The 14535-nt window shown below is 38.7% G+C and carries 13 protein-coding genes; 8 read left to right on the top strand and 5 right to left on the bottom strand.

Annotated features, from left to right (window positions below; all coding sequences use genetic code 11):
• Positions 1 to 40: 40 nt before the first annotated feature.
• On the bottom strand, positions 41 to 835 hold the full coding sequence (gene dapB, locus BQ4443_RS04710) for a 4-hydroxy-tetrahydrodipicolinate reductase (protein ID WP_071058208.1): 795 nt from the start codon (positions 833 to 835) through the stop codon (positions 41 to 43).
• A gap of 66 nt (positions 836 to 901) precedes the next feature.
• Positions 902 to 1390: an outer membrane protein assembly factor BamE gene (locus BQ4443_RS04705; RefSeq protein WP_023951106.1), complete on the bottom strand. Its 489-nt coding sequence runs from the start codon at positions 1388 to 1390 to the stop codon at positions 902 to 904.
• A gap of 130 nt (positions 1391 to 1520) precedes the next feature.
• Here BQ4443_RS04705 and fur point away from each other — a divergent pair, with 130 nt between their 5' ends.
• Positions 1521 to 1946 (top strand): ferric iron uptake transcriptional regulator, encoded by a 426-nt coding sequence (gene fur, locus BQ4443_RS04700; RefSeq protein ID WP_071058207.1) that lies wholly within the window; start codon positions 1521 to 1523, stop codon positions 1944 to 1946.
• Positions 1947 to 1973: 27 nt separating this feature from the next.
• Here fur and recN read toward each other — a convergent pair whose 3' ends face one another.
• Together recN and BQ4443_RS04690 are read right to left on the bottom strand one after the other, a co-directional pair.
• A complete protein-coding gene (gene recN / locus BQ4443_RS04695; RefSeq protein ID WP_023951102.1) occupies positions 1974 to 3623 on the bottom strand; it encodes a DNA repair protein RecN in 1650 nt (549 codons plus the stop codon).
• Between the two features lie 28 nt (positions 3624 to 3651).
• Positions 3652 to 4548, bottom strand: a complete 897-nt coding sequence (locus BQ4443_RS04690; RefSeq protein WP_023951100.1) for an NAD kinase — start codon at positions 4546 to 4548, stop codon at positions 3652 to 3654.
• Positions 4549 to 4660: 112 nt separating this feature from the next.
• On the opposite strand from BQ4443_RS04690, the gene hrcA reads away from it, so the two are divergent.
• From hrcA to dnaJ, 7 genes are all read left to right on the top strand, one after another.
• Complete coding sequence (gene hrcA, locus BQ4443_RS04685) at positions 4661 to 5656, top strand: heat-inducible transcriptional repressor HrcA (protein WP_023951098.1); 996 nt, start codon at positions 4661 to 4663, stop codon at positions 5654 to 5656.
• A gap of 7 nt (positions 5657 to 5663) precedes the next feature.
• Positions 5664 to 6644, top strand: coding sequence for a ferrochelatase (gene hemH / locus BQ4443_RS04680; protein ID WP_071058206.1), 981 nt, complete (start codon positions 5664 to 5666; stop codon positions 6642 to 6644).
• Positions 6645 to 6662: 18 nt separating this feature from the next.
• Positions 6663 to 7223, top strand: coding sequence for an LbetaH domain-containing protein (locus tag BQ4443_RS04675; RefSeq protein WP_023951095.1), 561 nt, complete (start codon positions 6663 to 6665; stop codon positions 7221 to 7223).
• 132 nt (positions 7224 to 7355) lie between these two features.
• Positions 7356 to 7925 (top strand): nucleotide exchange factor GrpE, encoded by a 570-nt coding sequence (gene grpE, locus BQ4443_RS04670; protein ID WP_071058205.1) that lies wholly within the window; start codon positions 7356 to 7358, stop codon positions 7923 to 7925.
• 303 nt (positions 7926 to 8228) lie between these two features.
• A complete protein-coding gene (locus BQ4443_RS12150; RefSeq protein WP_143000557.1) occupies positions 8229 to 8468 on the top strand; it encodes a YbbN family protein in 240 nt (79 codons plus the stop codon).
• Positions 8469 to 8532: 64 nt separating this feature from the next.
• Positions 8533 to 10455 (top strand): molecular chaperone DnaK, encoded by a 1923-nt coding sequence (dnaK, locus tag BQ4443_RS04660; protein ID WP_071058204.1) that lies wholly within the window; start codon positions 8533 to 8535, stop codon positions 10453 to 10455.
• Between the two features lie 93 nt (positions 10456 to 10548).
• A complete protein-coding gene (dnaJ, locus tag BQ4443_RS04655; protein WP_023951087.1) occupies positions 10549 to 11679 on the top strand; it encodes a molecular chaperone DnaJ in 1131 nt (376 codons plus the stop codon).
• A gap of 129 nt (positions 11680 to 11808) precedes the next feature.
• On the opposite strand, the gene BQ4443_RS04650 is transcribed toward dnaJ, so the two are convergent.
• A complete protein-coding gene (locus BQ4443_RS04650; protein ID WP_071058203.1) occupies positions 11809 to 14478 on the bottom strand; it encodes a M16 family metallopeptidase in 2670 nt (889 codons plus the stop codon).
• Between the last annotated feature and the right edge of the window lie 57 nt (positions 14479 to 14535).

The raw sequence follows: 14535 nt of genomic DNA, 5'->3' as shown, positions 1-14535 counted from the left end.
GGTAGATAAACCGCTATGGATGTGATAGCAAATAGTGTGATTATGGTGATGAAATTACATCACTCATACTGTATAAACCAGTTGCTTTATCTCTTAAAAATATAGAGGCTTTGCAACTACCTTGAGCATAGGTTGCTCGGCTAGAGGATTTGTGTGCAATTTCAATGCGTTCACCAGTACCGCAGAACATTACTGTATGTTCTCCAATAATATCACCACCACGAGCGACAGAGAAACCAATATGACCGTCCTGACGAGCGCCTGTGTGACCATGTCTTGCCCAGTCTGCGATATCATTGAGATTTTTACCCCATTCATTGGCAATGACCTCGCCCATGATGAGAGCAGTCCCTGAAGGTGCATCAATTTTATGCTTATGATGAACTTCGAAGATTTCTGCATCATAACCACTATTTAATAATTGTGCGGCTAACGCTAATAGTTTTAACGTCGCATTAACACCAATACTCATATTGGGTGCAAAAACAATAGCAATGTCTTTGGAGGCATCTTCAATGGCTTGTTTGCCTTGCTCATCAAAACCTGTTGTTCCAATAACCATTTTGGTTTTGTAATCACGGCAAGCTTTAAGATAAGTGAGCGTACCTTCTGGACGAGTGAAATCAATTAAGCAATCAGCATTCGCTAAAGCAGAAAGATCAGCAGTGATTAAGACGCCTGTTGTTTTGCCTAAAAAAGCCCCTGCATCTTGTCCTAAGTGATTACTTTCAGAATGATCAAGCGCAACACTTAACGTTAATTCAGGATGATTTAAGACAGCTTCAATAAGCATACGACCCATACGGCCATTAGCACCAGAAATCGCGATACGCATAATACGTCCTTAATGATAAAAAATGCAGGTATTTCTCCTGCATTTTGGATGGGTTTAAAAATTAAATTATTGCAATGGAGCTGTTTTAACAGTTTCTTCTGCATTGATAGTAGTAGAGTCAACGGGAGTCGTTTTTGTTTCTGTCGCTTGGGTATTAGGTCTCCAAAGCTGTTGAGTCTCATAATCTGATGGTTGGAAGTTTGGATGTTCATCGCCTTCCCAACGCGCTAGTAGTCCTTTTTGATTGAACCAGACAGAGAACTTAGTCAATACAGGGTCACCATAGCCAGGTTTGAAATAAAATGGATAATCCCAACGATCAGCATGGAAGATATCTGTTAAGGTAGGTGTACCAAGTGCATAGCGAACTTGTTCAGGTGTCATACCTACTTGCAGAAGTGCAATCTGATCTTCGGTAATCCAGTTACCTTGCTGAACAGGAGCACGATAAGGAAATCCCCATTTACCAGATGAACATGCGGTAAGTGCTGAAACAGCTAATAACGTGGCAACTAAGCCTTTGCGTAAAAGCAATGCAGAAAGTAGGTTATTCATAAGCTTGAATTGTTGAGATAAAATCTTAAAAAAAAGTTATTATATAAGTTCAACAGTAATTATAGAGTCTTTTAGATAAAATAATTATTGTTATGAGTTTAATCAGTAAATTTTTGTGAAAAGGCAATCTATGAGCGATCAAAGTGAATTGCAGAGTATGGGTTTAAAAGCCACGTATCCGCGTTTAAAAATTTTAGATATTTTTCGTAATACGACTGAACGCCATTTAAGTGCAGAAGATGTTTATCGTTTGCTTTTGAATGAGAAGGTTGAGATTGGTCTAGCAACTGTGTACCGTGTACTCACTCAATTTGAACAAGCAGGTATTTTAACGCGCAGTCAGTTTGATAATGGTAAAGCGATTTTTGAACTAGACGAGGGTGATCATCATGACCATCTGGTCTGCAATGCTTGTGGTAAGGTAGAGGAGTTTACTGATCCCGATATCGAAGAAAGACAACATGAGATTGCTAAGCAAAAAGGGTTTACATTAGCAAGTCATGCCTTGGTTCTTTATGGTATTTGTTCTGATTGTTCAAAAAAAATTAGAAAATAACCTCATAAGCTACTGAGTCATTAAAAACTACTCAGTAGCATGCGAAAGCATTTCTCTGGCGTGGTCAAGACTTGTCTCAGTAATATTCACGCCACCCAACATACGTGCAATTTCTTGAGTACGTCCTTCTATTGTTAATGGCTTAATCTGAGAAACGGTGTGCCCCTCTTTTTGCTGTTTACTTACTTGGAAATGTTGATGTCCACAAGCGGCCACTTGCGGTAAGTGAGTAACACAAAGTACTTGATGGGTTTTGCCTAATTGACGCAATAACTGTCCCACGACTTCAGCAACGGCTCCGCCAATACCAGTATCGACCTCATCAAAAATTAATGTAGGAACCTGATGAGCCTGATTAGACATCACAGATAAGGCGAGTGAGATACGAGCCAATTCACCACCTGAAGCAACTTTATTCAATGCTCTAGGCGTTGTGCCTGCATGACCTGCGACGTTAAATTGAATGTTTTCTAAACCGTAGGCACTAGGCTTGATATCTTGTAGTTCGATCTCAAATTTACCGCCTTGCATGGCAAGTGTCTGCATTGCTTGTGTAACATTTTTGGCTAAGCTATTTGCAGCTTGTTGTCGAGCCTGTGTGAGTTGCTTGGCGACAGTAAAATAGTTTTGTTGCTCTATTTTTACTTGTTTTTTTAATGCGTCTATATCGACCGTTTGATTAATTTTATCAAGCTCTTCTTGTAAGTATAGTTTATGTATATATAGATTTTCTGGTTCAATTTTGAACTTTTTAGCCAAATCAAACATAGAGCGCATACGTTGTTCTGTTTGCTCTAGACGTGATGGGTCTAAATCCAAACGATTGAGATAAGCATTTAAATCAGAGGCTGCTTCCACACATGTGATGCGTGCAGATTCTAATGTTTCATAGATACTCGCTAATTGAGAGTCTTTATTCGCCAGTTGTGAAATACGGGCACAAGCATGAGAGAGTTCACTGCAAATGGATTGTTGGTCATTATCTAATGCATTAAGTGTTTGTGCAACGCCTTCCATCAGTGCTGAGGCATGAGCTAAGCGATTATAGTCACTGTCGATTTGAGCCCATTCTTCTTTACCGGGATTCAATTGTTTGAGTTCACTTAATTGCCACTCTAAGCGTTCACGAATATGTTCTTGTTGCTCTAAATTGGTAATGGCATTATCCATAGTCTCTTGTGCTTTTTGCCATAACTGCCACGCTTGTTGAACTTGTTTAACAAGTGCTGTATGGCCTCCCTGTGCATCAAGCATAGTGCGTTGTGCATTTGGCTTTAATAATAATTGATGTGCATGTTGTCCATGAATATCAATTAGCATTTCAGAGAGTTCTTTTAATTGTGTCAAAGTGGCAGGCGTACCATTGATAAAAGCTTTGCTTTTACCTTGATTATCCAAAGTACGTCTAAGGACTAATTCATCAGTATCAATATCTTGATTGTTAAGCCATTGTGTCACTTTTTCAGAGGTTTCAAAAATGGCACTAATATCTGCTTTTTGAGCGCCTTCTCTGACCATATGAGCATCACCTCGTTGTCCTAATGTCAGGGATAGGGCATCAATGAGAATCGATTTTCCTGCACCAGTCTCACCAGAAAAAACAGTAAACCCTTTTGAAAAAGAAATATCAAGTTTTTCAACAATAACAAAATCACGGATATGTAGTGAAAGTAACATAGTCGTCTAGTAGATAAAAACAATACACTTAAGGTTTATCAGAAACTTCTGGCATGATATTCCAGTGAAGCTTTTTGCGCAAAGTCGAAAAATAACTATAACCAAAAGGATGTAAAAATTGCACTTTATGAGAGGCTTTTTTGATCATGATTTTATCGCCTGCTTTTAAGTCAGACCATGTTTGCATATCAAAGTGTACGCTTGCAGAACCACCAGAGCGACTAATATCTGATAAGGTAAGGGTTAGCATACCAGATGAAGGGACAGCAATTGGTCTATGCGATAGGGTTTGAGGGGCAACAGGGACTAATAAAAAGGCTTCAACCATAGGGTGAATAATAGGACCATTAGCGGAAAGAGCATAGGCGGTTGAACCTGTAGGGGTCGAAACAATTAAGCCATCGGCACGTTGGCTATACATATGTGTATTATCGTAGTCCACTGAAATTTCAATCATTCCACCTCGTCCAGAACGACTTAATACAATATCGTTAAGGGCTAAATCAGTTGTTAAGACTTTTTTATCACGGATAATCGAGCCTTCGAGTAGAGTCCGTTTTTCAATAGTGAATTTGCCATCTAATACGGATTTAACGGCATTGATGGAGTCATTAACAGGGATATCTGTGATAAATCCCAAACGTCCATGGTTGATGCCTAATAAAGGAACAGCATATTTACATAAATCTCTCGCTGCACCAAGCATAGTCCCGTCACCACCCATCACAATGACCAAATCAGCTAATTGACCTATCTGATCCAACGAACCTGTTTGGTATTCTTTTACTCCTGTGTTGAGGGCGGTATCTTTTTCAATAATCACGCGAATATTTGCTTGCTCCAAAACTTGCGCTAATTCGCGTAAAGGGGCATCCATACCAGAATCTTTATAACGTCCAATAAGAGCAACTATTGAAAAATGCATAGGTAAACCATATAAAATAAGTAGAATGAAAGTTCTTTATGTTGTTATTGTACTGATGTTTTAGAAATTTCATAAACTCTACGATAAAAAAATCATATTTATTCGGATAGCCATGGACGAACGATCAAATCATTTATTAACTGCTTTAATTGAACGCTATATTGAGGACGGTCAACCAGTCGGCTCAAAAGCGCTAGCCGGCTTATTTAAGCTTTCACCTGCAACTATTCGCAATGTGATGGCAGAGCTAGAGGCGCAGGGGTTAGTGCATAGTCCCCATACTTCAGCAGGTCGAGTGCCTACACCCAAAGGTTATCGTATATTTGTGGATAGGTTATTAGCGGTTAAATCATTTAGTACAGAATACTCAGACGAATTAAGCCATGCTTTTACGGATAATTCACCGAGCCAGGCATTAAATACAGCGGCTACCCTAATGTCCAATTTGACTCAGTTTGCTGGAATAGTGGTAACGCCACAACGTTCGCAAATTTTCAGGCATATTGAATTTATTCGTTTATCCGAAAAAAGAGTGTTGTTAATCATCGTCACGCCAGAGGGTGAGGTACAAAATAGGATTTTGAGTGTAAATAAAAACTATTCGGAAGCTGAGTTGATGAATGCGTCCAATTTTTTTAATCAGCATTTTTCAGGAAAGTCATTTCAGGTGGTCAAACAAGAATTAGCAGCTCAGCTTAAGCTTTTACAGGAAGATATTTCCAATTTGATGCAGGCAACCATTGAATATGCCGATGAGTATCGCACAGATAATATGTTGGTGTCAGGGGAGCGACATTTATTAAATATTTCTGATATTGCGTCAGATATGAATCGTCTAAAACAGACATTTTCGCTTTTTGAAGAAAAAACAGAGTTGATGCAATTATTAGATTTATCTTCTCATTCGCAAGGCGTGCAGATTTATATTGGTGGTGAGTCACACTTAGTTCCTTTGGAAGAGTTGGCAGTTGTGACAGCACCTTATGCAGTTGATGGTAAAATTGTGGGTTCGTTAGGCGTGATTGGTCCTAGTCGTATGTCTTATGATAGGGTAATTCCTATTGTAGATATTACCGCCCGCTTATTATCAAATGCATTGAGTCAATAGAATAGTTATGAATACAACGCCTATAGGTGTCTTGTTGGTTAATTTAGGCACACCAGAAAGCTTTCAAGTTAAAGATATTCGTCAATATCTAAAGCTTTTCTTATCTGATCCTCGGGTAGTCGAGTTGCCTAAATGGTTGTGGCAACCAATTTTACGAGGATTGATTCTTCCGTTTAGAGCCCCAAAATTGGTACATAAATACCGTAGCATTTGGCTGAAAGATGGATCGCCATTATTTGTTTATACTCAAGCACAAGCTAAGGCATTGCAGCAAGAGCTTGCAACTGAAAATGTTGTGGTAGATATGGCTATGCGTTATGGGAATCCGGACTTGGGAAGTGCAATAGAACGATTAAAAAAACAAGCCTGTGAGCGTATTCTTATTGTTCCGATGTACCCTCAGTATGCGGCAAGTACGACAGCGACGTTATTTGACCGAGTGGCTGAGCTTTCTAAGACGTGGCGTGAACAGCCTGACTATCGATTTATTAAACGGTTTTGCGCTCATCCTGATTATATTCAAAGTCTATCTACTAAGATTGCTCGGTACTGGGATAAAAACGGTACACCACAACGGTTATTATTGAGTTTTCATGGTTTGCCACAACGAGCTGTGGACTTGGGGGATCCTTATCAACAAGATTGCCAACAAACAGCTGCTTTGTTAAGAGACGCATTATCCGTTTATAATGTGCCCATAGATATTAGTTTTCAAAGTCAATTTGGTAAGGCAAAATGGATTGAGCCAGCGACACAAGCAGTACTTGAGGCTTATCCATCTCAGGGGATAAAACATATTGATGTGATATGTCCCGGATTTGTCGCTGATTGTCTTGAAACCCTAGAAGAAATTCAATTGGGATGTGCAGATGCTTTCAAACAAAAAGGTGGAGAGCAATTTCGTTATATCCCCTGTTTAAATGATGACCCAGAATGGATAAAGGCGCTAGCGAATATAGTGCGTGAAAGGCTGGGTTCTTGGTCTTAATTTGTAAGGAATTAGAGTATGTTAAGAAAAAATCCTCGAGGTGATTACCCAGAAGTTCATGAAACGGCTTTTGTGGATCCTACAGCGGTATTGTGTGGTTTAGTTAAAGTGGGTGCCAATGTATTTATTGGCCCATATGCTGTTATTCGTGCTGATGAAGTTGATGAGAATGGAGATATGGATCCGATTGTGATCGGTGCTAATTCAAATATTCAAGATGGTGTGGTGATTCATTCTAAAGATGGTGCAGCAGTGATTATTGGTGAAAACACGTCTATTGCACATCGTTCTATTGTGCATGGCCCTTGTGAAGTGGGGAATAATGTATTTATTGGATTTAATACTGTTTTATTCAATACCAAGGTGGGAAGTAAAGCGGTTATTCGTCATAACTGTGTTGTTGATGGGCATGAGATTCCTGATTCTTTCTATTTACCTTCTGCAACCGTTGTAAGCAAAGCGACTGATTTGGATGAGCTAGTAACTGTGCCCGAGGAAGCTAGAGAATTTTCAGAGTCTGTGATGTTAACCAATGTGAGTTTTGCTGCAGCTTATCGTAAAGTACAAAATACTTTTTAACATAAAGTTGTGCATTTTACCCAGATATTTTTCTGGGTAAAATCCATTTGTTAAAGATTTATTGGATTTACTTGATATTTTTATTATTGTCTCCATATAAGAGAAAGTGACTATAACTGTGTGGAGAAAATAATGTCTCAAGAATCAAATACACCTAGTGATGATTTAGAAAAGCAACCAGAAGCTGAAGTGCCTACTGTAGAAGAAACTACTGATCAAATTGTCGATAGTGTAGGTGCTGATAGTGAAGAACAAAAATTAATTGGTGAGTTACAAGAACAAGTCTTATCACTAAAAGATCAAGTATTACGTGCTCATGCTGAGATGGAAAATGTCCGCCGTCGTTCACATGAAGAAGTGACTAAAGCACGCAAATTTGGTATTGAGTCTTTTGCAGAAGGCTTAATTCCTGTCAAAGATAGTTTGGAAGCTGCCTTAGCTGTTGAGAATCAATCATTTGATGCGTTAAAAGAGGGGATGGACACAACATTGCGTCAATTGACGTCTGCTTTTGAACGTAACTATCTTAAAGAAATTGCTCCTGCTGTAGGTGATAAATTTGACCCCAATGTGCATCAAGCTATTTCATCTATTCCTAATAGTGATGTAGAAGCGAATGGTGTTGTACAAGTCTTACAAAAAGGCTATACCATTTCCGAGCGTATTTTACGACCAGCATTGGTTATTGTGTCTGCTGGCTAAGAAAACATCATGTCTCATTTAATCCTAAAAAGATTGATTGATAAGTGAAAGTATATTGTTTTTGGGCGTGCAGGTTTTTGTCATAGTAATCTTTTAAGTTTTAGGTAGAAAACCTGTATGTCAACATCATATAGAGAAGATTGCCAGACGTCTGAGACGTTTTTTCAAACGTTTACTATGGAGAAGGCAACCAGTGAGACATTAGACCAGTTGCTTACTCAAGAGAGTGGGCTGCTGGTTTGTTTGTTTTTATGGTGAGACAATTGCTATAACTGCAATGTGTTCAAACAATCAGCTTTGACTATGTCATCTGACATAAAGGCATTACCCATTCGATGGCTAGAAGCAAATGTTTATGAAGATGAGGCATTGGGCCGTCGATTTGCGTTGCATGGCATACCCACTTTTATCTTTTTTTATCAACAAAAAAAGCTTGGAAAGGTTTCTGGATGGCATGGTTTAGCGTATTTTCAGGAAGTGATTCAAACTATTCAAAAAAAATTTAAAATAACCCTTGAAAAAGAATTACCTTCCCTTATATAGAGTCCATAGACAGGCGAGATTGATTTCTCGGTAACAGATTTAATACATTTAAAGGTACATCAAAATGGCAAAAATTATTGGTATTGACTTAGGTACAACAAATAGCTGTGTGGCTTTATTAGATGGTGACCAAGTTAAAATTATTGAAAACTCAGAGGGTGCTCGTACAACACCTTCAATCGTTGCTTATGCAGCAGACGGTGAAGTGTTAGTTGGTGCACCAGCAAAACGCCAAGCGGTAACTAATCCAAAAAATACAATTTTTGCGGTTAAACGTTTAATTGGTCGTAAATTCTCAGACAAAGAAGTTCAAAAAGATTTGGACTTAATGCCTTATGCTATTTCTGCTGCTGATAATGGTGATGCATGGGTTGAAGCTCAAGGTAAAAAATTAGCACCTCAACAAGTTTCTGCAGATATTTTACGCAAAATGAAAAAAACAGCAGAGGACTTCTTAGGTGAAGAAGTCACTGAAGCTGTTATTACTGTTCCAGCTTACTTTAACGATAGCCAACGTCAAGCGACAAAAGACGCTGGTAAAATTGCTGGTCTAGAGGTTAAGCGTATTATTAATGAGCCAACAGCAGCTGCATTAGCATTTGGTCTAGATAAAGCAGGTAAAGGTGATCGTAAGATTGCTGTATTTGACTTAGGTGGCGGTACATTCGATATCTCTATTATCGAAATCGCTGATGTAGATGGTGAAAAACAATTTGAAGTATTATCAACAAATGGTGATACTTTCTTGGGTGGTGAGGATTTTGACCAACGTATTATTGATTACATCATCTCTGAGTTCAAAAAAGAACAAGGAACAGATTTATCAAAAGACGTATTAGCATTACAACGCCTTAAAGAAGCAGCAGAAAAGGCAAAAATTGAATTGTCTTCAAGTGCTCAAACAGAGATTAATTTACCGTATATCACAGCTGACGCATCAGGTCCAAAACACCTTAATTTAAAAATTACTCGTGCTAAGTTAGAAGCATTAGTAGAAGATTTAGTTGAGCGTACTATTGAGCCTTGCCGTGTAGCAGTTAAAGATGCAGGTATCAAAGTGAGTGATATCGACGACGTCATTTTAGTCGGTGGTATGACACGTATGCCTAAAGTACAAGAAAAGGTTAAAGAGTTTTTCGGTAAAGATCCACGTAAAGATGTAAACCCTGATGAGGCGGTTGCAGCGGGTGCGGCTATCCAAGGCTCTGTTCTTTCAGGTGACCGTACTGACGTATTGCTTTTAGACGTAACACCATTATCACTAGGTATTGAAACGCTAGGTGGTGTGATGACTAAAATGATCAAGAAAAATACAACGATTCCTACTCGTTTCTCTCAAACTTTCTCTACAGCAGAAGATAATCAACCTGCAGTAACGATTAAAGTTTATCAAGGTGAACGCGAGATGGCGGTTTACAACAAAGGTCTTGGTGAGTTTAACTTAGAAGGTATTCCACCAGCACCACGTGGTTTACCACAAATCGAAGTAACATTTGATATTGATGCTAACGGTATTTTACATGTATCTGCGAAAGATAAAGGTACAGGTAAAGAAAACAAAATTACGATTAAAGCTAATTCTGGTCTTTCTGATGAAGAAATCCAGCGCATGGTAAAAGATGCTGAAGCTAACGAAGCTGAAGACAAACGTCTAGCTGAATTAGCACAAGCTCGTAACCAAGCAGATAGTTTAGTTCATGCTACTCGTAAGTCATTAACTGAATATGGCGATAAGCTAGAAGCTTCAGAAAAAGAGGCTATCGAAGCAGCTATCAAAGAGGTAGAAGAGGCCATTAAAGGTGATGATAAAGCAGCGATTGATGCGAAAGTTGAAGCACTAGGTACAGCTTCTCAAAAATTAGGTGAGAAAATGTATGCAGATATGCAACAACAAGCAGCACAAGCTGAACAAGCCGGTCAGCAAGCACAACCAGCAGATGAAAACGTGGTTGATGCAGACTTTAAAGAAGTGAAAAAAGAAGACTAAGGTTTTCGAATGTACTAAAAATACCCGATCTGGCTGATAAGTGCTAAGGTCGGGTATTTGTTTAAGATTTTATTTTTAAGGGCGTAATAATTAATGGCAAAACGTGATTATTATGAAGTATTGGGAGTAGCGAAGGGTGCAAGTGAGGACGAGCTAAAAAAAGCTTATCGTAAACTAGCGATGAAATATCACCCAGATCGCAATCCTGATAATAAAGAAGCAGAAGAAAAGTTTAAAGAAGTGAAAGAGGCTTATGAGACTTTATCTGATTCTTCAAAACGACAAGCCTATGATAGATTCGGCCATGCTGGCGTTGATCCTAACCAAGGTATGGGTGGTATGGGCGGCATGGGTGGTGCTGGTAGTTTTGGTGATATGTTCGGCGATATTTTTGGCGATATTTTTGGTGCAGCAGGGCGTCGCTCAGCAGGGCCACAAGTTTATCGTGGTGCCGATCTAAAATATAGCCTTGAGATTACATTAGAACAGGCGGCTAATGGCTATGATACTGAAATCCGTATTCCTAGTTATGAGGAATGTGGTACTTGTCATGGTACAGGTGCTAAACCCGGTACAGAGCCTATCACTTGTCGTACATGTAATGGTACTGGTCAAGAGTTTATACAACAGGGCTTTTTCCGTGTTCAACAGACATGCCATACTTGCCATGGAACTGGTAAAGAGATCAAAGAACCTTGCAGTACTTGTCATGGTGAAGGTCGTATTCGTAAAACCAAAACATTGGCGGTTAAGATACCAGCTGGTATTGATGATGGTATGAGAATTCGTTCAGCAGGTGACGGTGAGCCAGGGATTAATGGTGGACCTCCAGGTGACTTATATGTAGAAGTTCGCTTGAAAAAACATCCTATCTTTGAGCGTGACGGTGAAGATTTACATTGTGAGGTTCCACTACCATTTACGACTGCGGCGTTGGGGGGAACTCTAGAAGTGCCTACACTAGGTGGTAAAGGGGAAATTTCGATTCCTGAGGGTACACAAACAGGTAAGACTTTCCGTTTACGTGGTAAAGGTATTAAAGGAGTACGTTCAGGTGTGGCAGGGGATTTATACTGCCATGTCTTTATCGAAACACCTGTGAAATTGACAAGTAAACAAAAAGAGCTTTTAAAAGAATTACAAAATTCCTTGAGTGAAGATTCTGGTAAACATTCACCTCAAAATAAGAGTTTTGCAGATAAAGTAAAAGACTTTTTTAGTTAAAAATAGTAGCTAATTACTTAGCACATAATTAGAGACCCATATAGATGATTATTTTCCTATATGGGTCTTTTTTCGAGTATATGATTTACCTGTTCTGGATTCTATAAAGCATACTTTTTAGAAGAAAGATTAGGCAAAATCCCCTGCATAGGCTGTACTCATCTCATTAAAGTTTAAATAGTCTCTAAAGGCGGCATTCACGTCTTCCACACTAAGTGCTTTAATGCTTTGCTCAAATTTGGCATTCCAATGAAAATCTCGCCCACTTTCTAAATAACGTAGCCAAGTTGAACTAACAACAGAATCTTGTGTACGAGCTAATGATCGAATATTAATGATGGATTCAATGCCTTGTGTAACTTCTTCAACAGAAAACCCATCACGATAAAGTTGTTCAAAGGTATCGGTAAGTACTTGCTTTAGGGTATCACGGTTGTTAGGTGAATAAATTGCTTGAATTGTCCATTCGGCAGAGGGCTCAAAAGAAGATGCATTAATGCTACTATTGATACTATAAGAGAGCCCCTTGTCAGCGCGAACAGCTTTGAATAGACGAGAGGTTTCATTACCACCAATTAAATGGTTTGCCATTACCAAGGCAGGGAAATGGGGATGAGTATTTTGAATAGGTAAATAGAGTTTACCTATGAATACTGCATTTTCTTTGTCTGGCGTCTTAATAATAAACTCTTTTCTTGGGAATTTATCATAGGGGTCAGGCATATAGTGGTAAGTTGGTGCTTTAGGCCATTTACTGAGAGTATCTTTAATTGTTTTGAGGGTTTGCTTAGCCTCAAAGCTACCAACAATAGCAATATCAATATCGCCAGCACCAAAATTAGTCTGTCTAAAAGACAAGAGTTGTTCGCTACTGATGGCTGCTACCGCCGCTATTTGCTCCTCAAAGGTCATTGCATAACGGAAATCATCTTTCTCATAATGACTTAAGTAACGATTTAAGGTGTGGGCAGCTTTAGCACCTGGTTCAGAGGAACTTGCTTGTAATGTTTGTGTGACTTGCTTTTTGAACTCATTTAGCTTATTCTCAGGGTAAGTTGCTTCTTGGATAAGATAGAAGCTAAAGTCCAATAATTGATTCAAATAGTCACTCGTTGTGGTGAGTGAAGCCACTAATTGATTGGCACTGATGTGATAGCTTAGCGAACCATTGAACGCATCTATTTGATCTTGAATTTGTTGTTGATTAAAGTTTTTTGCTCCCATCGTAATCATGGTTGCCGCAAGACCTGATAAGGTCGCTTGATTGTGTAGGCGATCTAATGCTGAAAATTTGATTCTGTATTTTGCAAATACACGATTCCCTCTAGTGGGCTTTGGCAATAACGCATAGTGAATTGTCCCATTATCAAGCGCTAAGGTACCTTTAAGCGTTTTTTCCTGAATATGTTCAGCTGATGTATCAAACGCGTCAATCAATTGATGTGTAGAATCTCCTTTATAGTTAGCAAACATATCGTTGAGATTAGGAAGCTCAATTTTTGGTGCACGTTTGATAGGCTCTGCTGGAATGTATTGTCCACTAGTACGATTGCAAGCAACAAAATATTTTTCAGCCGCTTGTTGAACTTGTTCGAGAGTTGTTTCTTTTATGCGATCTCTTTCTAAAAATAATAACCGCCAATCACCCGCAGCAATAGCTTCACTGATACTGATGCCGAGTTGTTCTGTATTGGCAAACAGTTTATTCCATTGATTTAACCAATACGTTTTGCTGCGATTAAGTTCTTCTTGAGTAAAGGGTTCATTAGCAAGATTCTCAAGAATGTGATTAAGTGTTTGTTGGCTTTCATCAATGAGTGATGAATCACTTAATTGAGCTCCAAAAATTGCTAAACCAGTACTAAATTGAGTACTAGACACACCAAAGGTATTGGATACGAGTTGTTTATCCTGTACTAAATGGCGGTAGAGGTGTCCGGATGGGCGATCACTGAGCATATTGATAGCCATATCTAGAGGGGCATAATCACTATGACTAGAAGGAGGGATATGATAAGCACTACCAATAGCAGGCATTCCCCCCGTTTTACGTAAAATAATATTTCTTTCACCGTCTTGTATAGGCTCAGCTGTAATATAGTTAGGTTGTATACTGGGTGGCTTTGGAATGCTAGAGAAAATGTCTACCACCAAAGCCAGAGTTGGCTGTATGTCAAAATAACCACTAATTGTTAAGGTAGCATTATTAGGTTGATAATAAGTATGATAGAAGGCTTGTAGTGCCTCTACACTCATCGTTGTTAAATTATCAGGGGCACCAATTGTTGGAACTCCTTGGTTATTCCAATGATAAGCAGCAGCTCGAATACGTTGAAATAGTACTTGAATAGGATTGTTTTGAGAGCGCTCACGTTCATTTAGAACAATATCTACTTCTTTTTTTAGATTTTCCTCATTAATCTGCAAATGTTGCATGGTATCGGCTTGCCAGTGTAGATACCACGATAGGGTTTCATTATTTGTGGCAAATGAAGCATAGTAATTAGTTCTATCTGTGTTAGTGCTACCATTGGCACTTAGGCCTTTTTGAGAGAATAATTCAAGGGCATTAGGATAGTTTTTGCTTCCTCTAAATACTAAGTGCTCTAATAAATGAGCCATTCCCGTTTGACCATATTGTTCGTGTCTTGAACCTACACGGTAGGTCATATTTACAGTTGTGCTAGGTTTAGAAGAATCTGGAATAAGTAATAGCTGTAAACCGTTTTCTAGACGGTATTCTGTGATGCCTTCAATGGTTTGAATAGCTGTTATTGTTTGTTTTGCAAAAGCTATCATAAAAAATTATTAAAAAAATAGTTTAAATAGTAAATATAAAGATAGTTAAAAGCTAGA

Origin of the sequence: Pelistega sp. MC2 (assembly GCF_900099475.1) — a bacterium.
Classification (GTDB): domain Bacteria; phylum Pseudomonadota; class Gammaproteobacteria; order Burkholderiales; family Burkholderiaceae_B; genus Taylorella; species Taylorella indica.
This window is presented reverse-complemented; position numbering and strand designations above follow the sequence as displayed.

Coding starts and splice junctions, on each gene's coding strand:
- dapB (WP_071058208.1), bottom strand. CDS start 835: ATGCGTATCGCGATTTCTGGTGCTAATGGCCGTATGGGTCGTATGCTT.
- BQ4443_RS04705 (WP_023951106.1), bottom strand. CDS start 1,390: ATGAATAACCTACTTTCTGCATTGCTTTTACGCAAAGGCTTAGTTGCC.
- fur (WP_071058207.1), top strand. CDS start 1,521: ATGAGCGATCAAAGTGAATTGCAGAGTATGGGTTTAAAAGCCACGTAT.
- recN (WP_023951102.1), bottom strand. CDS start 3,623: ATGTTACTTTCACTACATATCCGTGATTTTGTTATTGTTGAAAAACTT.
- BQ4443_RS04690 (WP_023951100.1), bottom strand. CDS start 4,548: ATGCATTTTTCAATAGTTGCTCTTATTGGACGTTATAAAGATTCTGGT.
- hrcA (WP_023951098.1), top strand. CDS start 4,661: ATGGACGAACGATCAAATCATTTATTAACTGCTTTAATTGAACGCTAT.
- hemH (WP_071058206.1), top strand. CDS start 5,664: ATGAATACAACGCCTATAGGTGTCTTGTTGGTTAATTTAGGCACACCA.
- BQ4443_RS04675 (WP_023951095.1), top strand. CDS start 6,663: ATGTTAAGAAAAAATCCTCGAGGTGATTACCCAGAAGTTCATGAAACG.
- grpE (WP_071058205.1), top strand. CDS start 7,356: ATGTCTCAAGAATCAAATACACCTAGTGATGATTTAGAAAAGCAACCA.
- BQ4443_RS12150 (WP_143000557.1), top strand. CDS start 8,229: ATGTCATCTGACATAAAGGCATTACCCATTCGATGGCTAGAAGCAAAT.
- dnaK (WP_071058204.1), top strand. CDS start 8,533: ATGGCAAAAATTATTGGTATTGACTTAGGTACAACAAATAGCTGTGTG.
- dnaJ (WP_023951087.1), top strand. CDS start 10,549: ATGGCAAAACGTGATTATTATGAAGTATTGGGAGTAGCGAAGGGTGCA.
- BQ4443_RS04650 (WP_071058203.1), bottom strand. CDS start 14,478: ATGATAGCTTTTGCAAAACAAACAATAACAGCTATTCAAACCATTGAA.